Origin of the sequence: Lederbergia panacisoli, assembly GCF_024626525.1 — a bacterium.
Taxonomy (GTDB): domain Bacteria; phylum Bacillota; class Bacilli; order Bacillales; family Bacillaceae_C; genus Lederbergia; species Lederbergia panacisoli.
The window spans coordinates 112,395-132,440 of sequence record NZ_JANJGU010000009.1 but is presented as its reverse complement, the minus strand read 5'-3'; the positions used below and the strand labels follow the sequence as shown (position 1 = coordinate 132,440).

25 protein-coding genes, 1 riboswitch and 2 other annotated features are annotated in these 20,046 nt (G+C 39.2%); of the genes, 4 read left to right on the top strand and 21 right to left on the bottom strand.

Annotated features, from left to right (window positions below):
- The first annotated feature begins 226 nt into the window (after positions 1-226).
- Positions 227-1,522 carry a hemolysin family protein gene (locus NQ185_RS13335; RefSeq protein WP_257582405.1) on the top strand — a complete coding sequence of 432 codons (1,296 nt, stop codon included), beginning with the start codon at positions 227-229 and terminating at the stop codon, positions 1,520-1,522.
- Positions 1,523-1,665: 143 nt separating this feature from the next.
- Here the strand turns inward: NQ185_RS13335 and NQ185_RS13330 are convergent, their stop codons facing one another.
- The 4 genes from NQ185_RS13330 to NQ185_RS13315 form a co-directional block, all read right to left on the bottom strand.
- Positions 1,666-1,815, bottom strand: coding sequence for an Lmo0850 family protein (locus tag NQ185_RS13330; RefSeq protein WP_257582404.1), 150 nt, complete (start codon positions 1,813-1,815; stop codon positions 1,666-1,668).
- Positions 1,816-2,030: 215 nt separating this feature from the next.
- A complete protein-coding gene (locus NQ185_RS13325; RefSeq protein ID WP_257582403.1) occupies positions 2,031-2,381 on the bottom strand; it encodes an SCP2 sterol-binding domain-containing protein in 351 nt (116 codons plus the stop codon).
- Between the two features lie 77 nt (positions 2,382-2,458).
- Complete coding sequence (locus NQ185_RS13320; protein WP_257582400.1) at positions 2,459-2,956, bottom strand: hypothetical protein; 498 nt, start codon at positions 2,954-2,956, stop codon at positions 2,459-2,461.
- 160 nt (positions 2,957-3,116) lie between these two features.
- Complete coding sequence (locus NQ185_RS13315) at positions 3,117-3,782, bottom strand: SOS response-associated peptidase (protein WP_257582399.1); 666 nt, start codon at positions 3,780-3,782, stop codon at positions 3,117-3,119.
- 110 nt (positions 3,783-3,892) lie between these two features.
- Here NQ185_RS13315 and NQ185_RS13310 point away from each other — a divergent pair, with 110 nt between their 5' ends.
- Positions 3,893-4,531, top strand: a complete 639-nt coding sequence (locus NQ185_RS13310) for an SDR family oxidoreductase (protein ID WP_257582397.1) — start codon at positions 3,893-3,895, stop codon at positions 4,529-4,531.
- A 51-nt stretch (positions 4,532-4,582) separates the two neighbouring features.
- Here the strand turns inward: NQ185_RS13310 and NQ185_RS13305 are convergent, their stop codons facing one another.
- The 9 genes from NQ185_RS13305 to trpD form a co-directional block, all read right to left on the bottom strand.
- Positions 4,583-4,942 carry a DUF2512 family protein gene (locus NQ185_RS13305; protein WP_257582396.1) on the bottom strand — a complete coding sequence of 120 codons (360 nt, stop codon included), beginning with the start codon at positions 4,940-4,942 and terminating at the stop codon, positions 4,583-4,585.
- Positions 4,943-5,074: 132 nt separating this feature from the next.
- Positions 5,075-5,212, bottom strand: a complete 138-nt coding sequence (sinI, locus tag NQ185_RS13300) for a DNA-binding anti-repressor SinI (protein WP_257582395.1) — start codon at positions 5,210-5,212, stop codon at positions 5,075-5,077.
- A 580-nt stretch (positions 5,213-5,792) separates the two neighbouring features.
- A complete protein-coding gene (locus tag NQ185_RS13295; protein WP_257582393.1) occupies positions 5,793-6,635 on the bottom strand; it encodes a metallophosphoesterase in 843 nt (280 codons plus the stop codon).
- 163 nt (positions 6,636-6,798) lie between these two features.
- Positions 6,799-7,077: a YbyB family protein gene (locus NQ185_RS13290; RefSeq protein WP_257582392.1), complete on the bottom strand. Its 279-nt coding sequence runs from the start codon at positions 7,075-7,077 to the stop codon at positions 6,799-6,801.
- A gap of 60 nt (positions 7,078-7,137) precedes the next feature.
- Positions 7,138-7,929, bottom strand: coding sequence for a tryptophan synthase subunit alpha (trpA, locus tag NQ185_RS13285; protein WP_257582386.1), 792 nt, complete (start codon positions 7,927-7,929; stop codon positions 7,138-7,140).
- A complete protein-coding gene (gene trpB, locus NQ185_RS13280) occupies positions 7,922-9,127 on the bottom strand; it encodes a tryptophan synthase subunit beta (RefSeq protein ID WP_257582384.1) in 1,206 nt (401 codons plus the stop codon). The genes trpA and trpB overlap by 8 nt, the downstream gene beginning before the upstream one ends.
- Positions 9,099-9,743 (bottom strand): phosphoribosylanthranilate isomerase, encoded by a 645-nt coding sequence (locus tag NQ185_RS13275; protein WP_257582382.1) that lies wholly within the window; start codon positions 9,741-9,743, stop codon positions 9,099-9,101. Before NQ185_RS13275 ends, trpB begins: the two co-directional genes overlap by 29 nt.
- Positions 9,744-10,532, bottom strand: a complete 789-nt coding sequence (gene trpC / locus NQ185_RS13270) for an indole-3-glycerol phosphate synthase TrpC (protein WP_257582381.1) — start codon at positions 10,530-10,532, stop codon at positions 9,744-9,746.
- Between the two features lies 1 nt (position 10,533).
- A complete protein-coding gene (trpD, locus tag NQ185_RS13265) occupies positions 10,534-11,559 on the bottom strand; it encodes an anthranilate phosphoribosyltransferase (protein WP_257582379.1) in 1,026 nt (341 codons plus the stop codon).
- A gap of 63 nt (positions 11,560-11,622) precedes the next feature.
- Positions 11,623-12,023 (bottom strand) — a binding site (T-box leader).
- A 35-nt stretch (positions 12,024-12,058) separates the two neighbouring features.
- Positions 12,059-12,309: a binding site (T-box leader), on the bottom strand.
- 812 nt (positions 12,310-13,121) lie between these two features.
- Here trpD and NQ185_RS13260 point away from each other — a divergent pair.
- Positions 13,122-13,586 (top strand): hypothetical protein, encoded by a 465-nt coding sequence (locus tag NQ185_RS13260; RefSeq protein WP_257582378.1) that lies wholly within the window; start codon positions 13,122-13,124, stop codon positions 13,584-13,586.
- Positions 13,583-13,930, top strand: a complete 348-nt coding sequence (locus NQ185_RS13255; protein WP_257582377.1) for a hypothetical protein — start codon at positions 13,583-13,585, stop codon at positions 13,928-13,930. The genes NQ185_RS13260 and NQ185_RS13255 overlap by 4 nt, the downstream gene beginning before the upstream one ends.
- A 43-nt stretch (positions 13,931-13,973) precedes the next feature.
- Here the strand turns inward: NQ185_RS13255 and NQ185_RS13250 are convergent, their stop codons facing one another.
- The 8 genes from NQ185_RS13250 to NQ185_RS13215 form a co-directional block, all read right to left on the bottom strand.
- Positions 13,974-14,186, bottom strand: coding sequence for a hypothetical protein (locus NQ185_RS13250; RefSeq protein ID WP_257582376.1), 213 nt, complete (start codon positions 14,184-14,186; stop codon positions 13,974-13,976).
- Positions 14,187-14,241: 55 nt separating this feature from the next.
- Positions 14,242-15,081 carry a YitT family protein gene (locus NQ185_RS13245; protein WP_257582441.1) on the bottom strand — a complete coding sequence of 280 codons (840 nt, stop codon included), beginning with the start codon at positions 15,079-15,081 and terminating at the stop codon, positions 14,242-14,244.
- A gap of 130 nt (positions 15,082-15,211) precedes the next feature.
- Entirely contained in the window at positions 15,212-15,985 is a 774-nt protein-coding gene (locus tag NQ185_RS13240; RefSeq protein WP_257582375.1) for a TatD family hydrolase, read from the bottom strand.
- A 2-nt stretch (positions 15,986-15,987) separates the two neighbouring features.
- Positions 15,988-16,722, bottom strand: coding sequence for an ABC transporter ATP-binding protein (locus tag NQ185_RS13235; RefSeq protein ID WP_257582374.1), 735 nt, complete (start codon positions 16,720-16,722; stop codon positions 15,988-15,990).
- Between the two features lie 5 nt (positions 16,723-16,727).
- The gene (locus tag NQ185_RS13230; protein ID WP_257582373.1) at positions 16,728-17,483 is read right to left on the bottom strand and encodes an ABC transporter permease; all 756 of its coding nucleotides are present in this window, start codon (positions 17,481-17,483) and stop codon (positions 16,728-16,730) included.
- Positions 17,483-17,773 (bottom strand): MTH1187 family thiamine-binding protein, encoded by a 291-nt coding sequence (locus NQ185_RS13225; RefSeq protein WP_257582372.1) that lies wholly within the window; start codon positions 17,771-17,773, stop codon positions 17,483-17,485. Before NQ185_RS13225 ends, NQ185_RS13230 begins: the two co-directional genes overlap by 1 nt.
- A gap of 12 nt (positions 17,774-17,785) precedes the next feature.
- Positions 17,786-18,766: an ABC transporter substrate-binding protein gene (locus tag NQ185_RS13220; RefSeq protein ID WP_257582370.1), complete on the bottom strand. Its 981-nt coding sequence runs from the start codon at positions 18,764-18,766 to the stop codon at positions 17,786-17,788.
- Between the two features lie 92 nt (positions 18,767-18,858).
- Positions 18,859-18,968: riboswitch (TPP riboswitch) on the bottom strand.
- Positions 18,969-19,001: 33 nt separating this feature from the next.
- Positions 19,002-19,904, bottom strand: a complete 903-nt coding sequence (locus NQ185_RS13215) for a TIGR01777 family oxidoreductase (RefSeq protein ID WP_257582369.1) — start codon at positions 19,902-19,904, stop codon at positions 19,002-19,004.
- Positions 19,905-20,046: the final 142 nt, after the last annotated feature.

The window sequence follows — 20,046 nt, the reverse complement described above, 5'->3', positions numbered from 1 at the left end:
TCAAAAGGTTGTATATGGCTCCATCTTTGAAGTTGATTCTATCATAACAGATTTTCACCACTATTTAAGGAATTCCTCAATTGTTTTATAAAATTTCATATGAAACGATAATTGTTGCCGCTTTGTGGGTAAAGTATGTATATCTTACTGAAATTACATGATAGAGAAAACCCTGCTGAGGAGGTGAAGTCACGCTTCATGAATTATATTGAAGCATGACGCTCCATTGTTAGTCATTAATATACTACTCGTTATCCTTTTAATTGCATTAACTGCCTTTTTCGTAGCGTCCGAATTCGCCATAGTTAAAGTTCGTAGTTCACGCATTGACCAACTTATCGCACAAGGGAATAAAAAAGCTGTAACAGCAAAACGACTGCTTTCCAATTTAGATGGATACTTATCGGCCACTCAACTTGGAATTACCGTTACAGCCCTAGGATTAGGGTGGTTAGGAGAACCTACTGTTCAAGTACTGCTTACACCGATATTTGAAAAGTTTTCCGTTCCAGAATCAATAGTCAGTGTTCTTTCTTTTATCATTGCATTTAGTACGATTACATTTATTCACGTAGTCGTAGGTGAATTAGCTCCTAAAACATTTGCCATTCACAAAGCAGAAGAAATTACACTTTCTATTGCAGCTCCTCTCATATTTTTTTATAAAATTATGTACCCTTTTATTTGGGCGTTGAATGGCAGCGCTCGGTTAATCGTAGGATTATTTGGTATAAAGCCTGCTTCCGAAAGTGAACTCGCCCATTCAGAAGAGGAGTTAAGGATTATTCTGTCAGAAAGCTTGAAAAGTGGGGAAATAAATCAATCTGAATATCGATATGTAAATAGAATCTTTGAGTTTGACAATCGGATTGCTAAGGAAATCATGGTCCCTAGGATTGAAATATTCAGTATTGATAAAACCGCTTCAATAGAAGAAATAATAGGAACGATTCGAGAAGAAAGATTTACCCGTTATCCCGTAACAGATGGTGATAAGGACACAATTATTGGAATTGTTAATGTCAAAGAGTTTCTTACGGATTGTATCGGCGGCAACTGTATGGGGAACGAGCCTATCATGCCATATGTAAAACCGGTCATTAGGGTGATTGAAACAATTCCAATACAAAGCTTACTCGTCAAAATGCAAAAGGAAAGAACGCATATGGCGGTTTTATTTGATGAATATGGGGGAACTGCGGGAATTATTACGGTAGAAGACATTCTTGAAGAAATTGTTGGAGATATTAGAGACGAGTTTGATGCGGATGAGATACCGAACGTCCGTAAACTATCTGATAACCACTATTTGCTAGATGCCAAAATGCTTATTGATGATGTAAATAACCTATTGGGAGTTCACCTTTCCGGTGAAGATGTCGATACAATAGGAGGTTGGCTCCTAACACAAAAGTATGATTTGCAGGAAGGCGATACGCTTACTGCCGATCAACATGATTTTCATGTGAACACGATGGAAGGATCTCATATTAGTGTTGTAGAAGTAGAAAAGAAGAAGTAAAAAAAACACTTTTGGTCCTTCCTTAAGTGTTTTTCTCGACTTTTTCCAACATTATTTCCCAAGAAATAATAAGGTGGAAAATTATTATTTTGAAAATAAAACAAGCCAAGTATGCTTTCCTGTACACACCTGACTTGCCTGCCTTAAGAGTGAAGTTCCGAATAATTTTGGATAGACTTGACATCCTCAAGTACCTTGTTAACTTCAAGTCTTGATTTCGTTTTAGAAATCTTAACTCCGATCTCTGTCAGACTACTTATTACTTTTTGAAGCTGATCATGATCTCTTTGCAAGAAAGATCACCTCTTTAAGATTTGACATCTTATTCATATTCTACCTTAAATTTCACTCACTGTATATCGTTTTTGAAGAAGCGTAATCAATTTGTCAACTTTTTTGCTTAACTGTTATCTACTATACCCTGTGATAGAAAGAATAATCCTCATTTAAGGGAATTTTCCTTTAATAACAAAATAAACAGCCGCCCTTTGAGACGACTGCTTATTCCCTATCGGTATTGCTTTAAAATAGATTCCAGTCTTAAAGCGAATCCGAGGCTTCCTTTTACTTTTAATCTTCCCATCATATAAGCGGTTGTACTGTTTAATCTCCCAGACAATAATTCTTTAAAATCATTGTAATTCATTATGAGCGTGCATTCTGTTTCATCGGCAGCGCCTTCTGCCACATTTGCTTTTCCATCTTGCAAAATAAGTTGATAGACACCTCTTTGCTCACCAGATATTTCGAATTGGAAAACGGCGTTTATGTCTTCAAGTGGTTCTTGATGTGCATTCATTACTCTGGAAACGCGCTGGAAAATTTCATGTAAGCTTTGATTTTCAAATGTAATTTGCATATTCCCCTCCAAGATTGTCATTATTACCCATTATAACGCGTTTGAAAATTTCGACAATATAAAGTAAGAGCGATTGATTACCTTTTTCCGGACAACGCAGTAAGTGGGCGAAATAAAGCAATCCCTTTTCTTTTCTTTTTATTTCTTGAATCCTCTACCATTTTGAATAATTGCAAGTCCCTTTCTCTTTCTTCTATTTTTTCCGTTAAACTTTCAACTTGTTTTGCCAATGCCCGATTCATTTCAATCAAAGACGCTTGCTGTATTTCTAAATCCTTCATTTGTTCAATGAAATCATGTAAATCTTTATTTGTGTCAGTTGCTGGACTTTCTTTTTTAGGAGTATCCCCAACAGCTTTTTCGGCCGCAAGTTCAATTGCTAACTCTTCCTTTGTCATCAGTTCCATCATATTAGATATAACCTTTAAATCAGCGTGTTTGAAGATTCGACCGTTATTCGTCCCACGTTCAAATCTGTACCCATTGGCCTCCAATAATGCTGCATACTTTCTAATCGTACTCGCCCCAATGCCAAGTGTTTTCGCCGCTTCGGAAGAAAAAATGTGCTGTTCCACCGTATCCCTCCTGTTTAAATGTTATGTATACATTTCAACAGAAAGGGATGCTTGTCCTTTCACTAATCATGTAGATTAGGAAGAGGTTTTGTCATTCTTCCTAAATAAATTTCGAGCATAATTTTAAGTTAAAGAAATTTGTAGAAATTAAATCGGTTCCTTATAGGGAATTAACAATTTCTCTAACATCGTTTTTCGGGCTATTCACTAGAGGGGAAACTGAATAAGTTTCCATTTCTTCAGCAGGAAAAGGAACGAGAAGACTTTTTAAGTAACGCTCATCATTAATGGAACGATCTAACCATGCCTCGCTTGCTTCTTTCGTCAATATTACAGGCATTCGATCATGGACATCTTTTACAACAGAATTCGCTTCTGTTGTAATAATAGTACATGAATGGATAGTCGCTCCATTGTCCTCAAAGCGGTCCCACAATCCCGCGAACGCAAATGGTTCCTTTGACTGTAATTGGAAACGAAAGGGTATTTTCTGTGTCCCTGCTTTTTTCCATTCGTAAAATCCATCCGACGGTATGATGCATCTTCTTCTTTTTAAAAGAGTTTTGAAGCTTGGTTTCTGATCTATCGTTTCAGCTCGTGCATTGATCATTTTATAACCAATTTTCGGGTCTTTAGCCCAAGAGGGCACTAATCCCCATTTCAACATGCCGATTTTATTTCCCGCACTCGACCTTATGATTGCTAGGACATTCTGGCTTGGAGCAATATTATATCGCTCCACCCATTCTATCTCTTCAAAATCCATCAATTCAAATCTTGCTGCTAAATCTTCCCTTGGAGCGAATAAACTGTAACGTCCACACATTTCAATACACTCCGATCATTTATTTTAACCTTCAAGAATTGTTTATAATTTACCGTTTAAGGAAATTATACAATATTGGGTCATATTAGTGAAAAGGAGCGATCATTATAATGAAGGTATTAGTAGTCGGTGCAAATGGACATACCGGACGGTTGCTCGTACAATTTTTAGCTAACAATAGCGATCATCATCCTTACGCAATGGTGAGAAATGAAGATCAGGAAGAAGAACTAATGAATTTGGGTGCAGTTGAAGTGATTGTCGCCGATTTAGAGGAGGATATTAGTAGGGTTACGAACGGAATGGATGCTGTCATCTTTGCAGCCGGATCAGGATCGAAAACTGGCCCCGACAAAACCATTTCCGTTGATCAAGAAGGAGCAATCAAGCTCATTGATGGTGCAAAATCCAGCGGCGTAAAACATTTTGTCATGTTAAGCTCCATCGGTGCTGACGACCCACAAGGACCCATAGAACACTATTTAACCGCAAAGCGAATTGCTGATGATCACTTAAAGAGCAGCGGGTTAACATATACAATTGTAAGACCCGGACGATTAACCCACGATCAGCCTACTGGTAAAGTGGAGCTCGCTGAAAAAATTGAATTAATGGATGACAGGTCCATCCCCCGTGGTGACGTTGCCCATGTTCTAGCCGCTTCGCTCAAAATTGAAAACTCAAAAAATAAAATAATGGAAGTTTTATCTGGCGATAAGGATATAGATTCAGCGATGGAGATGCTTTAAAACGAATAAAATCCCTCACAATATTCGTGGGGGATTTTATCGATTCTACCTCTACAATGAAGGTTCTTTTCGTGCCCTGCCGGATCGAATAAGCCATAAATGAACAAAAAATTCCACGACTGTTAAAAGTGCAGCCGTTATTATAGCACCACCCATCGTAACATCTGCACCCGCAAAGAAATAGGATAAAAAGTAAATAATGAGCGCGGATGTTACAAAATCAACCGCATTACTAATCCAAAAGGTGCCTTTTTGCAAAATGGCGATTTCCATCAAATGTCCCACTACGGCCAACGTGATACCAATAACAATCGGCTGATAAACATATGGGAAGTTTACGTTTGTTAAAAAGTTGGCTGCAATGATCACAATAATAGGACAAACGATTAATTTCATAATTAAGTTCAGCATCCAACTGGCCTCCTTTAATGAAAGGATGCCAATTAGCGTATGAAAATATACAAATTGGATAAATCGAGAAAATAAAAAGCATTCCTGAAAAAACCTTCAGCTCTGTAGGAATACTTATCCCATAAGCACCATTCATTGATTAGAAATTAACTTTTTCTTCCTTAAAAAATCTCTTACCTCATCTTTCTCGAGCCCCAACTTTTTCGCTTCCATTATCAATGTTAACCATTCTTTATCCATTTCTATTATGTATCTTTTTAATTCTCCCAAGTTCATACCCCCTAATGTAAAAAAGATTCTCCCTCAGTACGATATGGCTAGTTTGCTTTTTTTCAAAATAGGAATTGTTTACTGTTTTTATATTATCGATGTTCATGCATTTAAAGTGTTACTTTTTGCCTATTCCAAAAAATAATGAGCGTGTCTTTTCTTTAAAAATCGTCATAATTCAAGGAATTCATGTACGAGAAGACATTCAAATTTCTAACAAGCTAAAAATTTCACTAGGATTTTGTGACCCTATCTTATTTTAGGTCGAATAGTTATTAAAGCTTGTGACCATACTTTAGACGGGTTTCTCCTTGATTTCCGGAAAAGGCATAGCATCTCAAAATATGATTAAAAGCCTATTAAATCTGTTCTCTTTAAAGAACACCTAAAGTGAGTATAGGTTAAAATAATTAAATTGAAAAACTTCAAATACTACTAATTTTTCTTTATAAAGAACAGTTTTCTTAAAAAACCTTCACTTATCTTAATATTCCTCATTATTTGATATTTCATTTTACATTTTGTTCTATATATGAAAAAGGTTGCCTATTTTTTTAGCAACCTTTTCATCATTCTTATTTTATTTCGCCAAGCTTTTTAAATTCAGCACGACGATTTCAGGTCTGTTTAAAATCCTAAAAGGAATAATACTATTTCCTAATCCGCGGCTTACAACCATATGCGTTCTTCCATTTTCATGAATTCCCGAAGTATATTTAGGAAACCAGCCTTGCCCTGGTGCGATGAGACCGCCAATTCCTGGGATACGAACTTGCCCGCCGTGGGCGTGGCCAGTAAAAACAACATCGATATCTTTAATTGCATATACATCAAATACCTCCGGTCGATGAGAAAGAAGTAATTTAAAAGAATCATTTTGCTCATCTATTAATATCTCATCTAAGGATTCAGCAATGGTCTCTTCCGGTGGGGCAATTGCTTTTGCTAGTGGATCCTGAACACCGGCAATAAGGATGGATTGACCCGCCTTTTCTATTTCAGCTGTCTCGTCCATAAGAACATGAACTCCTGCATCCTCCAATGCCTTCGTAATCTCTTCAATTCTATTAACAGCAACTTCGTGATTTCCAGTTACATAGAACACATCCGTGAATGGCGTGATTTGTTGTACAAAGTCAAGGCTGTTCTGTAAATTATATCGGTTGCTATCAATAAAGTCGCCAGTAATAAAAACAAAATCGGGATTCAGTTTTTTCACTTTGGTCACAAGCCGTAATTGCTTTTCACCAAAAGCAGCATCATGCAAATCCGAAATCTGCACGATACTTATTCCATCAAAAGCCTTCGGAATACGTTCAGATTTGACTTCATATTCAGATGTTTGCAGCCAATTATTATTTATGTATAAAAAAGCCCATACAAAAGCGATAAATAGGATCAGCTTCATTAGTTTTCGTTTCATTGTCGTGTTCCCCTCAAGAAAAAAATAGAACTAGCCTTATCATATCATTTTATTTCGATGAAAATATACGTATGACAAAGAAAAGGAAGAGTTTGCTAGTCGATAGGCGCTGGAGCTGGACAAAAAAACAAGCCCCTCTCTTGGTGAGAAGGGCCATGCTCTTTTATTTCTGTTGTTCTTCTTTATTATAATATTCAACTGAGTACATTGCACCCTCTCCAACCATTCTTGTATCACCAATATCATGAGGGTCAGGGTTCCCTGCCTTTTCCAAAAGCTCCTTGCACGCGCTGGGGTTTTGTTCACATAAAAAGTCTACTACTTTTTCTTTAGCCGATCGGTAAAGATCCATCGCCTTCTCCCTATTTTCATGTTTCGATAAATAGGTAACACCGGCAATTCCTAGTCCTAACAATAACAGTGGATTTATGTTTTTAGACATTAGAGTTGCCTCCTTTTTTGTCTTTGCATATATTTACCCACTATTTTGAAGGTAAAAACATTAGGAGACGACTGTTCTTTTTTTTGAAGCGGCAATAATATCCTTAATTTCTTCCCTATCACCCTTGTGCAGAAGATCAACTATTTTACTGCCGACAATGACACCTGCACAATATTTGCCTAATTCCCTTACCTTCTCAGGCGATGATACACCAAATCCTGCAAGTACAGGAACGGATGAAAACTCGCTTAATTCTTGTAAGTATGCCGCTAATCCATCTTCATATTGGTTTCTGACTCCTGTTATCCCTTTAACCGTAACGGCATAAAGAAATCCTTCCGTTGCTTTTGCTATCTTTTCAATTCTACTGCGCGGACTTGTAGGCGCAACTAAATGGATTAATGCTAACTCGTACTTAGAAAAAATCGGCGCAACCATCTCATCCTCTTCAAAAGGTAAATCAGGTATAATTAAGCCGTCTACTCCAACTTCCTTACAACGTATCGCAAATTTCTCTATACCGTAAGAATAAATTAAGTTAAAATACGTCATTAATACGATTGGAATTGATCGTTCTTCTTTCCATCCCAGCAAACTTTCAAGTACTCCATCCAATGTCGTTCCATTTGCAAGTGCCCTTATTCCCGCTTCCTGGATGACGGGACCATCTGCAACTGGATCGGAAAAAGGAATCCCAAGCTCCACCACAGTAGCACCGCTTTTTTCCAAAAATAAAATTTGCTCCTGTAAGTTCTCAAGTCCTCCATCACCAGCCATAATATAGGGAACAAATGCTTTATCCCCTTTATCCAATACCTCTTTAAAAGCTGCATCCATTTTTGCTTTACCCATTGTTCACACCTCCGATTGCATCTCTGACAGCATCCACATCTTTGTCCCCTCTCCCTGATAAACAGACGACAAGTGTTTCAGATTTCTTCATTTGTTTTGCAAGCTTCATCGCGTAGGCAACTGCATGCGAACTTTCTAACGCAGGAATAATGCCTTCTGTTTTTGCGAGTAGTTGAAAAGCCTCCAATGCTTCTTGATCCGTTGCTGACGTATACGTGACACGCCCCGAATCTTTTAAATAGGCATGTTCAGGCCCGACGCCTGGATAATCAAGACCTGCAGAAATCGAATGGGCGCTCTGTATTTGACCGTGTTCATCTTGTAAAAGATAAGTTAGTGTACCATGTAATACCCCGGCTTTTCCGTCCGTCAAGACGGCAGCATGCTTTCCTGTTTCAATTCCAGCCCCAGCTGCTTCCACACCATATATTTTCACTTCCTCATCTTCAATAAATGGATAAAACATGCCCATCGCGTTGCTTCCGCCGCCAATGCATGCAACTACTGCATCTGGAAGCCTTCCTTCTTGCTCTAACATTTGCTTTTTCGTCTCACTTCCGATGACACTTTGGAAGTCTCTTACAATTCTCGGGAAAGGATGAGGTCCGACAACTGAACCTAAAATATAATGAGTGTCCTCTACATTCGCCACCCAGTAGCGTAGTGCTTCATTGACCGCATCCTTTAGCGTTCCACTTCCTTGGGTGACACTTCGTACTTCAGCGCCTAAAAGCTCCATCCTGAAAACATTCAATTGTTGACGGCGGATGTCCTCTTCACCCATGAATACGATACAGTCCAATCCAAGCAATGCGCACACTGTTGCGGTTGCTACTCCATGTTGTCCTGCACCGGTTTCCGCCACTACTTTCTTCTTACCCATCCGAAGTGTAAGAAGCGCCTGGCCAATTGTATTATTGATTTTGTGAGCGCCCGTATGGTTAAGATCCTCACGTTTCAAATATATCTTTGGTCCTCCAGCAAGCTTCGATAAGTTTTCCGCAAAATAAAGTGGAGTTTCTCTACCGATATATTGTTTTAAATAATGATCCATTTCTTTTTGAAATTCAGGATCAGCGATTGCTTTTTCATATTCTTCTTCCAATTCCAATACAGCTGTCATTAATGTTTCCGGAACAAACCTTCCGCCAAACTCGCCATATCTTCCCTTAATATTTGGTGATGTGTATACTACCAATGTGTTCACGCTCCTCTAATTTTGCTGCTGCTAAAAATTCTTGTATTTTTTTTACGTCTTTTATTCCGTTTGTCTCAACACCGCTCGACACATCGACTACGGCAGGTCTAACGACTGATATTGCCTTTTTTACATTTTCTAGGTCAAGCCCGCCTGCTAAAATGATTTTGTCTCTTGGAATTTTTAAATTTTCAAGAAGGCTCCAATCGAATGGAATCCCGCTTCCGCCGCGATATTTTTCACCGGGACTATCTACTAAAAAATAATCACAATCATAATTTGCTAGTTCGTTAAGATTATCTTGTTCTTTTATAGAAAAGGCCTTAATCACGGGATATGGCAACCTTTTACAAAAGTCTTGAGTCTCGTCTCCATGTAACTGGATAATATCGAGATTGGCAGTTTCAGCAATACGGACGATATTTTCATAGGATTCATTCACGAAAACTCCAACCGTTTTTACATGTTCAGGCAATTGTTGAATAATGCTTGCCGCTTTCTCAGGGGAAACTTTCCTTTTACTTTCCGCAAAAACAAACCCCAGAAAGTCGGCCCCAGAATCACTTGCAGAAAGTGCAGCTTCTTCTGACATGATGCCGCAAATTTTAACCTTCAATTACTTCACCACCTTCGTGAGCGGGATCCGAATTTCATTCATCGTTTCTGTAATATTCGCTGATTTCATTAATGTCTCCCCAACTAAAATTGCTTTTGCCCCAGCTTGCGCCACTTGTTCAACATCTTGCTTCGCGCGGATGCCACTTTCACTTACGAGGAGACAATCTTCATTTTTTAATACGGAAGCCACTCGCTCCGTCACTCCGAGATCAACCGCAAATGTTTTTAAATTACGATTATTTATTCCGATAATTCGAGCACCAATGCGAAGAGCCATTTCTGCTTCTTTTTCATCATGAACCTCGAATAAAACATCTAATTGTTTCGATCTTGCGTAATGATATAGGTCACGCAGCCTCTCTTCAGGAAGCGCCGCTGCAATCAACAGAATAACACTGGCACCATGGTCTTTCGCAACATCAATTTGGACTTCATCAATCATAAAATCCTTACATAGCAAAGGAAGGGCAACCGCTTCTGAAACAGCGGAAAGATCTGCCATAGATCCTTTGAAAAATTGCCGATCTGTTAAAACGGAGATCGCACCGGCACCAGCTTGCGCGTATGCTTTTGCCTGAGCAACGGGATCGACTCCATCATTAATGACCCCCTTTGATGGAGATGCTCGTTTCACTTCCGCAATGACGCTAATATTTTCTTGATTTTTAAAGCTCTCATATAAGGAGGGGCGGCTTTTTTCATTTACCAACTGTTGCACACTATAGATTACTTTCAGTTCCTGGACTTCTCTCTTTTTCTGCTCAATAATCTTATCTAAAATCGTCAATTTATAGCACTCCTTGCTTTGTATGTTGACTTCTTTCAATGAGGTATTCCAATTTGGACAATGCAGCCCCTGAATCAATGCTTTCTTTCGCCTTTTCAATTCCATCTTGAATGGAATTTACATTTCCATTAGCATAAATTCCTATTCCTGCATTTAACAATACGGTATCGCGGAATGGCCCATCGTCTCCACGAAGAACGCTCATCATAATATGCGCATTTCGCTCAGCATCCCCACCCATAATTTCCTCATTGGAATACGTTGGGAGACTTACATCTTTCGGAAGTAACGTTAGTGGGGTTAGCCCACCATTTTCAAGGATAACGAGATGATTTTCACCAGAAAGTGAAGCTTCATCAAGATATCCTGCACCATTGATGACGACTGCTCTTTTTCTTCCAAGCTGCTTTAACACTTCACCCATCAGCATCAACTTATCACGTCGATAGATTCCTAATAACTGTGTATCCAATTCAACCGGGTTCGTCAATGGCCCGATCAAGTTGAAAATCGTTGGAACTCGAAGATCTCGTCTAACTTTCATAACAGCCTTCATCGCTGGATGTACATGGGGAGCGAATAAAAAGGCAATTCCATTTTCAGCGAGAAGCTCCTCCGTTTCATCTGGACTATTGTCAAGTGAGACCCCAAAATATTCTAATACGTCTGCACTTCCCGTTTGACTTGAAACACTTCTATTTCCATGCTTTGCAACCTTGATTCCGGCACCCGCAATAACGAAAGCCGAAGTCGTACTAATGTTGAAACTACTTGAACCATCCCCACCGGTTCCGCAATTATCCATCACTCTTTCTTCCATGGATAAAATAGCCGGTGATTTTTCACGCAGGGCATGGACTAAGCCTGCTATTTCATCTGCCGTCTCACCTTTTAAGGCTAATAAACCAAGCAATGCACCCGCTTCACTTTCGGAAACTTCACCAGAAAAAAGAATTCTTGCCGCTTCCGTCATTTCAGTTATCGTTAAATGTTCACCAACCATCAATTTTTGTAAATATTGTTTCATGTTTATACTCCTCTCATTTTTTAATATAAAAAAGCCCTCTGCAAACACAATTGTTTTGTGTTTACAGAGGGCGTTATGTCCGCGGTGCCACCTCTATTGAAGATTTAATTAATCTTCATCTCATCAAGTACGGGACATTAGAAAAGCGCAAGCGCCTTGCTCATCGACGTACAAACTTCAGGGCCTAAGACTTGCGATAAAGGAAACACGACGAGGAACGAGTCGATGTTGACTACGCAAGCGAAAAGGACAGGAAGTTTGCTAGTCGATAGGCGCTGGAGCTAGACAGTGAAAAAAGGTCCGATACTTTATCCTGTTAACGGTGGAAACCGGATTTCCCTACTACTGAATTCAGGAAATCTCTCTTAAGCCCATTCCACAAGGTCGCTCGTACCGGATTCCCACCATCACCGGCTCTCTTTTACTAACGTTCCAAGTGTACTCTTCTTAATCAACGATTTACATTTATCTTTTAAAAAAACACAAAAAGGGCCCTCATCCAAAGGACGAGGAACCCGTGGTACCACCTTCATTAGCCAAAAAATCAGCTCACTTTAACAGCGACAAGCAATCATGCTTATCACCTGTCTTACTAACGCGAAGACCTAGCGCCAAAGCCTACTTGCTTCTTGAAAAGTTTCGGTTTGGAGGCTCAGAAGCCCATTCACCATTTCCGCACACTGGTTTGCACCGACCACCAGCTCTCTTAAGTGCTGCAAAATAGCTACTCTTCTTCGTCACTGCCAGAAATATTCATTAAGTTTGAATTATTTATCATCTTAGCTGTTTAAAAAAGGAATGTCAAGATATTATTTTAATTTTTGTTTGATGATTTTTTTTGGGGGGCGGTATTTTTAGTGATTTTTGGACTCGATCGAAATTTAATTTAATAATTTTTGATTGAGGGTGCGGAGGTGCTTGCATCGTGACATAGGACATCGCTTTTCCTTGATTGAAGGTACGATGGTTTTTTCATCGTGACCTCGAGTCCTCTTTTTCTTGGATAAGGGCACGTTGGAGTCTTCATCGTGACCTTGAATGCCTCTTTTTCTTGAATAAGGGCACATTGGAGTCTTCATCGTGACCTTGAACGCCTCTTTTTCTTGAATAAGGGCACATTGGATGCCTCATCGTGACCTAGAACGCCTCTTTTTCTTGAATAGGGGCACATTGGGCGCCTCATCGTGACCTTGAATGCCTCTTTTTCTTGAATAAGGGCACATTGGAGTCTTCATCGTGACCTTGAACGCCTCTTTTTCTTGAATAAGGGCACATTGGATGCCTCATCGTGACCTTGAACGCCTCCTTTTTTTGAATAAGGGCACATTGGGCGCATTATTGGACAAAGTCCACTACTTTTTCACAATGATGTCCTTTTGAAGCGTTGAATCAAGCACTCTTACCGATTGATCATTGTCGCTATCCCTTAAGGTATGCAGAGCATCCGTATTTTACTATATGGTGTCCCGATTTCTGTTCAGTTTTTAAAAAATTCAAATTACTGCGGACTTTTTATGGTAGAGTAGTAGTAAACAAAAGTATGCCTACAAAGGGGGAGTATATTGAAAAAGACATGGTTCTTTTGGGTTACAACGACTCTGATCTCTTTTTTTGGATTTTACCTTATTGAGCATATTTTTACAGTAAGTCCTGAATCTATTTCGGGAAATGGTAATCTAGGCATTATATTTATTATGTTATTTTCACCATTTTTTCTTGCAAGTTATATTTTTACCTTTCGGCTGACATCGAAACTTTTGAAAAAGGCGGGCTTGAAGTTCAAAATAGGAATTTTCCTATTTTCCGTGCTTGGTTGCGCATTATTAGTGTACGCAATTATTCATTATAAAAATGAACTCGTTATTGCCTTAGGAGGGCCTCCAACTAATCCTGAATCTAGAATTTTTCGCTTTGGGTGGTTCAATCAATATACGAATAGTTTATTTTTTAATATTTACACCTTTTTCTTGAGCTATATTTTTATTATTTTCTTGGGGACTTTATTAAGACAAGGAGCAAACAAATGATTTATGTGATTAGCTTCGTCCTTTCTATTCTACTAACGTCGCTCTCCTATTTTTTTGGAAGCCATTTACTTAAAAATGGGCTCGTTTTTTGGCAAGCTTTTCTCATTGGTGCTACAGTTGTTTCCTTAGGTGCTATTACCGAAGCTTTACGAGCACCTATATGGCTTATAGTGATAGTACCGTTTCCTATAGGGATGTTTTTGCTATATCACTTTTTACAAAAACCCATCCTTATTTGGTTTCTGACATATGTAGCGATACTTGCCATCTACACAGGTATTCACCTCATCATGAGTTATTTTTTTAAGTTTCATTCATTAATTCCTGCCTGGAAATTATCATAAAAGCAAAAGGACCCTACTTTTCGGGTCCTTCATTGCGTCATTTCTATAATTTTTTTGAAGACTTCGAACCCCTTTTATCTTGCTCATCTTTTTCCCGTTCTTCGACAAGCTCGTCCGATATATCATCGATTGGCATGAGCAATTGATCGCGCTGAGCTTGCTTTTCAGAATCTTCCTTGAATGCCTTGTCTTGATCATTTCGTTCTTCTAGCGTCTTCGCTCTATCAATTTTGTTTTGGGTTGGCTCGTGGCTCATAATCATCCCTCCACTTTTACTCTTTCTTTTTCCTGCTTGAGAAGGGATGAAACATTTAATTTTGTCGCTGTTCTGCTTCTATCTCGCCGCCAAACACTTTTTCTTTTGAAAAGCCTCTCCCAAGTATTTCGGAAGCATTTAGAAAAATAACAAAGGATGTTGGTTCTTGTTCTTGAAGAACTTTCTTCAAGTAAACAGCTTCCGACTGCTCGACGACGCATAAAATCATCGTTCTTTCCTTATTCGTGTACCCGCCAAGAGATTTCACTTTCGTCAGTCCACGGTCTATCTCTTCGCGAATAATACGCTGAATCATTTCTTCTTTTTCAGTAATGATCAGCACTAGTTTTGTCGGTGATGTTTGCAACTGAACAAAATCGATCACTTTACTTGTGACATATATCGAAATCATTGCAAACAAAGCAAGCTCCAGATTGAATATAAATGCTGAAGCCGTGACAACGATTCCATCTACTAGCAACTGGGAAAAGCCGCTCGATGACCCGGTGTATTTTTTTAGTAATTGAGCAATCATAGCCGTTCCGCCTGTAGAGCCTCCACCGCGATAAACGATTCCGAGACCGACTCCAAGGACAATGCCACCATAAATCGCTCCTAACATTGCATCCATAATATGGAGGTCCATTCCTTGTGTTAACCAAATGGTGAATGGAACAAAGACTGTACCGACTAATGTTTTCGCACTGAAGTCTTTCCCTAAAATAAGGAGACCAATGATAAATAACGGTAAATTAATACTAATTTGTACGAGTGCAGGATTCCACTGAAACACCTCAAATAAAAGGGTACTGACACCCGAAATGCCTCCTGCCGCTAGTTTAGATGGAAGTAAAAACATATTATATGAAAGACCAACGAGAGTTGCCCCAAACATGATCTGTACATATTCCCATACTTTTATATTTCGAGATTTTATCTTCTTCACTTTTACACCTCTCTTTTAATACCATATTAATTTTAGCAAAAAAGAGAGGATTTACCCTTTTTCTAAAAAGCAAGATATTTTAGATTCGGTAAAAGAGTTTTGTATTTTCATATAATCTTTTATACACGAATGATGGTTCTTCTTTCTTAAGCTTTGCAATCATCTTCACCGATTCATGAATCATCACTGGGTGGGTCGTCTTTCCGGTAAAATCCCCTTCAAAACGCCACGGCCCGTCCGTTTCCACCATCATTTGATTCAATGGATAACTGGTAACGAGCTGTTTGATTTCATCTTCGTATAAAACATCAGGAGTGATTGAAATATAATAGCCATTTTTAATCATACGTTCGATTGTAATTGGATCTCCTTTGAACCAATGGAAGTGAGCACACTTTATATTATGTTTTTCTAAAAGATCACACACGACGGGGGCATCATCATAAACTGCATGAAGCACGACAGGCTTGTCCCATTTCTTCGCAAATGTTAAAAATTCATCTAGTAAATGTATGTATGGATCAAGAGAAATCTTCGGATTTTCACTGCGCAAGTAATACGGCAAACCTATTTCTCCAACCGCCGCCATTTCATTTTGATTTTTAGACATCCAGTTAAAAAGTTCAGCTGCTTCATGATCAGAAGGTAATTCCTGTTCAGGGTGAAAACCAAATGCCGGCTTCACTTGCGGAAACTGCTTCGCTAACTGCAAATTTTTCTTACAAGAATTTAAATCAAAAGAAACAGAAATCAAATTTGTACAATTTATCTCGTCTAGTTCATCCATAATCAATTGGATATCTTTTTGATCGTAATGGTCTAAATGAATATGTGCATCCATAATCTTTTCCATTCTCATGCCCCCCCTATTGCCTCATAAAGTTCCTTTTTTACCTTTAAAAATTCATTCTCCAATGGTAAATTACTTTTTCTTGGACGTTCGAATGGAACTTTTACCTCGTAAATAACCGTAGCAGGATTGCTTGATAAAACAATGATACGATCCGACAGAAACAATGCTTCATCAATATTGTGTGTCACAAATAAAATAGTTCTTTGGAATTCTGACCAAATCGATAATAACCATTGATGCATGTCAATTCGCGTAAAACCGTCCAAAGCGGTGAATGGTTCATCCAGGCAAATTAGTGATTGAGGACTTAATAACGCCCTAATAAACGCGACTCGCTGTTTCATCCCGCCTGATAATTCATTCGGCATCGAATGTTCATAACCGCTTAATCCGGCTTTAGCAATCATGGCAACTGCTTTTTCCACATCACGTTTTTCATGTAATTCTTGACCTAACAACACATTTTCCAATACCGTTCTCCATGGAAATAAGGACGGCTGCTGCGGCATATAGCTAATGAATCCACGTTTTCCAGTAATATTTTCCCCGTTAAGCTTGATGGAACCTTGTTCAGGGTTCAATAAACCGCCGATCAAATGAAATAATGTACTTTTTCCACTGCCAGAAGGACCTAATATTGTAACGAACTCCCTCTCTTGCAGCTCCAGGCTAATATCCTTTAACACCTTACGTCCATCAAAGCTTTTGGATACATCAGCAATTTCGAGTAGTCCCATTTCAGTCACCCCTCTCTTCTCCACTTAACAAGCCGTTTTTCACATAAAGAAATAGCCCCAAAAAACAACAAGCTTAAGATCATAATAATAAAAATAGCAACGAATACCCTGTCGGTCCGAAAAGATGAGGATGCGAGTGTCATATAAACTCCAATTCCTTGTTTAGCCCCCAGCCACTCCGAAATAACCGCTCCCATCACACTGTATGTCGCGGATATTTTTAAACCAGAAAATAAAGCAGGAAGTGAATTGGGCCACTCCAATTTGCTGAACATCTGTATTTTTGTAGCTCCCGCCATCAACATATAATGTCTCATTTCATGTGGCGTGTTGCGAAATCCACCTAGGGCGGCAATGGTCACTGGGAAAAAACATACGAGTGTGATAACGATAATTTTCGGTAAAATTCCAAAGCCAAACCAGATGACAAGTAAGGGAGCTAATACAATAATCGGGACATTTTGCGAAAGTATGAGCAGTGGATAAATAGCTTCTTGAACCTTCGGGATTAAATGCAATACCACAGCAACAAGCAATCCGACTGAACATCCAATAATAAACCCTGTTATTGATAAGCTAATCGTTGATGTTAAGTGTGCAGAAATGCGACCAAAACCAACGAACATTTCTTTAAAAATGGCCGTTGGCGCAGGTAACAGCCAGCCCGGTATTTTCGCAAGTTTCACAACGATTTCCCAAATACAAAGTAAAGATAAGATGACTAACGCTGGCCTCCATCCTCTTATAATCGCTGCTCGCATCAGCTATACTTCTCAGTCAACTGATCCATCGTAATTCCGGATGGCTGGTATAATATTTTCACTTGGTTTAGAACATTGCTGCTGCCGATTTCAATCATTCGTTCATTCATTTTCTCTATAATGCTCATCAACTCAGTCAATTCGCCTTCCATCGTGGTCTCCAGTGGATGAACCTCGTATTTTACACCTGATTCGTCAATGATCTTAATTGCTTCATCCACATACGGAATGACACTTTCACCATTTTTTGTTTTGGGAATGATTTGTATGCTAATCAGCGAGTTTGCCATTTATACTACCTCCTATTTAGGTAAAAATTCATTCGTAAATGCTTTTTCTACATCAATTTCTTTTTCGAGCAGATCCTTTTCTAGCATCCAGTCCATATAATTTTTCCATACTTCTGATCTCTGCTCACCCCAACGCGGTGCATCGTCTTGATACTTATTAGCCAACCAGTCCTGACTTTTCTTCACAAGTTCGGGATCAAGATCGGGTACAGCTTTTATTAAAATATCAGCAGCTTCGTCCGGACTATCTATTGCAAACTCATAACCTTCCGATACAGCAGCCATAAAAGCTTTCACTGTCTCAGGATCATTTTCTATCATATTTTCATTCGTAGAAATAACCGGTGTATAATAATCCAGTTTGTCCGAGTAATCTGTCAAATAAATCATATTGATTTTTTCACCACGGAGTTCGGCCTCAACACCAGTCCATGCATAATAAATCCACGCAAAATCAATATCACGTTTTACAGCTGTAAAAAAGTCCGTTTCCCCCATATTCACAATTTCCATCTTATTAATATCGGCATTTTCTACGTCCATAAGCGATGCGAGCACGGCCTGTTCAAGTGGAGCTCCCCAACCACCGTATGTTTTCCCTTCAAAATCTTTTGGGGAAGTAATATTCTTCTCGATTGGAGAAGCAAATCCAGATGTATTGTGCTGGATTATCGCTCCGATTGATACGATTGGAACATCTTGTACACGTGCTTCTGTAATGCTTTCTTGATAGCTTATTCCAAATTCAGATTTTCCGGAGGCGACAAGATTGTCAGCACCTGCTTCTCCGGGCATGATAATATCGACATCCAAGCCTTCATCTTTAAAATAGCCTTTTTCCTTTGCCACATATAAGCCCGTATGGTTTGTGTTCGGAGTCCAGTCCAACACGACCGATACCTTTTTCAAGCCAGCACTGTCTTCCTTTTTCGCGCCCCCACCACAACCGGTGAGCAAAATTAACACAAGTAAACTAGTCAACCATTTTTTCATTCTACTTTTCCCTCCCATTCGGAAAGTGAACCTTATAAACGAAAAAGATGCCCGAGTTCAGAACCCCGACATCTAAAAGAACATTCATTATGTATGAATGAATTTATGTTCCCTTCGCTGGTATGAGCCAGAGCAGGTTCTAAGGGTCAGCATCTATTGGATGCACTCTCAACCGGCCACACCGGTCCCCCCACATTCCATATGATTTTCGTTACTAGTATATCAAAGTTAAGGATTATCGTAAAATATTTTCCAATGCTTGTTCCAAATTAGGATATTGAAAGTGATAACCATTCTGCTCGGCCTTTTGCGGTATGGCACACTGCCCACGCAACAGCATCTCACTCATTTCACCGAGCATCGCCTTCATTGCAAAACTAGGAACAGGCATCCAATGCGGCCGATGGAGAACCTTGCCAATCGTTTTACCGAATTCATTATTTTTTTCTAGATTAGGTGCCGTAACATTTAAGGGACCTGTAATAGATTCATTTTCAACAGCTAAAAGTAGTAATCCCGCTGCATCTGCTTGATGGATCCAAGGCACCCATTGATTACCCGATCCAACACGACCACCAAATCCCATTTTATAAGGGAGTGCCATGAGTGGAAGTGCTCCTTCCTTGCCAAGGACGACGCCTAACCGAGCAAAAACAGTACGAACCCCATGCTTTTCTGCCTGTACAGCTTCTGCTTCCCACTTTCTTACGACACTTGCTAAAAAGTCGCTAGCGTGAGGCTTCGATTCCTCTGTAAAAGTTTCCACATCTGATATCCCATAATAGCCAACCGCAGATCCGTTTACGAGCACCTTTGGTTTCGGATCCAATTTTTCTATGAGTCTAACGATTTCTCGGGTCGCACGGATACGACTTTCAATTATTTGCTTCTTTTTTGCCACCGTCCATCTAAAGCCATTAATCGATTCACCCGCTAGGTTTATGATCGCATCGACACTACTAAGGTATTTTTCAGGCTCGCTATTTGAATTTAACCATTCTACCGCTCGTAAGCGATTTGAATCAGCAACCTTTCCTCTGTTTCTCGTAAGTATCGTAATCTCATGCCCGTTCTGTAAAAGTCTTTCTTGCAGTGCTTTACCAACAAAGCCACTTCCTCCTGCAATGACAACATGCACGTACTACCATCTCCCACCTAATCTCTTTACCAAAATCATACATCATGTATGCGCTTTATCGCAATCGCATAAAGGAAAAGGCAACTTCGGAATTATAAATATACTTTTTTGTGAATAAAAATGTACTTGATTTAGATAAAAA

What these genes read in the sequence shown, in the direction of transcription:
- NQ185_RS13325 (WP_257582403.1), bottom strand. Translation starts at nt 2,381, where the DNA reads ATGCAAATTACATTTGAAAATCAAAGCTTACATGAAATTTTCCAGCGC.
- NQ185_RS13315 (WP_257582399.1), bottom strand. Translation starts at nt 3,782, where the DNA reads ATGTGTGGACGTTACAGTTTATTCGCTCCAAGGGAAGATTTAGCAGCA.
- NQ185_RS13310 (WP_257582397.1), top strand. Translation starts at nt 3,893, where the DNA reads ATGAAGGTATTAGTAGTCGGTGCAAATGGACATACCGGACGGTTGCTC.
- NQ185_RS13305 (WP_257582396.1), bottom strand. Translation starts at nt 4,942, where the DNA reads ATGCTGAACTTAATTATGAAATTAATCGTTTGTCCTATTATTGTGATC.
- NQ185_RS13295 (WP_257582393.1), bottom strand. Translation starts at nt 6,635, where the DNA reads ATGAAACGAAAACTAATGAAGCTGATCCTATTTATCGCTTTTGTATGG.
- NQ185_RS13290 (WP_257582392.1), bottom strand. Translation starts at nt 7,077, where the DNA reads ATGTCTAAAAACATAAATCCACTGTTATTGTTAGGACTAGGAATTGCC.
- trpA (WP_257582386.1), bottom strand. Translation starts at nt 7,929, where the DNA reads ATGGGTAAAGCAAAAATGGATGCAGCTTTTAAAGAGGTATTGGATAAA.
- trpD (WP_257582379.1), bottom strand. Translation starts at nt 11,559, where the DNA reads ATGAAACAATATTTACAAAAATTGATGGTTGGTGAACATTTAACGATA.
- NQ185_RS13255 (WP_257582377.1), top strand. Translation starts at nt 13,583, where the DNA reads ATGATTTATGTGATTAGCTTCGTCCTTTCTATTCTACTAACGTCGCTC.
- NQ185_RS13250 (WP_257582376.1), bottom strand. Translation starts at nt 14,186, where the DNA reads ATGAGCCACGAGCCAACCCAAAACAAAATTGATAGAGCGAAGACGCTA.
- NQ185_RS13245 (WP_257582441.1), bottom strand. Translation starts at nt 15,081, where the DNA reads ATGTTTGGGGCAACTCTCGTTGGTCTTTCATATAATATGTTTTTACTT.
- NQ185_RS13240 (WP_257582375.1), bottom strand. Translation starts at nt 15,985, where the DNA reads ATGGAAAAGATTATGGATGCACATATTCATTTAGACCATTACGATCAA.
- NQ185_RS13235 (WP_257582374.1), bottom strand. Translation starts at nt 16,722, where the DNA reads ATGGGACTACTCGAAATTGCTGATGTATCCAAAAGCTTTGATGGACGT.
- NQ185_RS13230 (WP_257582373.1), bottom strand. Translation starts at nt 17,483, where the DNA reads ATGCGAGCAGCGATTATAAGAGGATGGAGGCCAGCGTTAGTCATCTTA.
- NQ185_RS13225 (WP_257582372.1), bottom strand. Translation starts at nt 17,773, where the DNA reads ATGGCAAACTCGCTGATTAGCATACAAATCATTCCCAAAACAAAAAAT.
- NQ185_RS13220 (WP_257582370.1), bottom strand. Translation starts at nt 18,766, where the DNA reads ATGAAAAAATGGTTGACTAGTTTACTTGTGTTAATTTTGCTCACCGGT.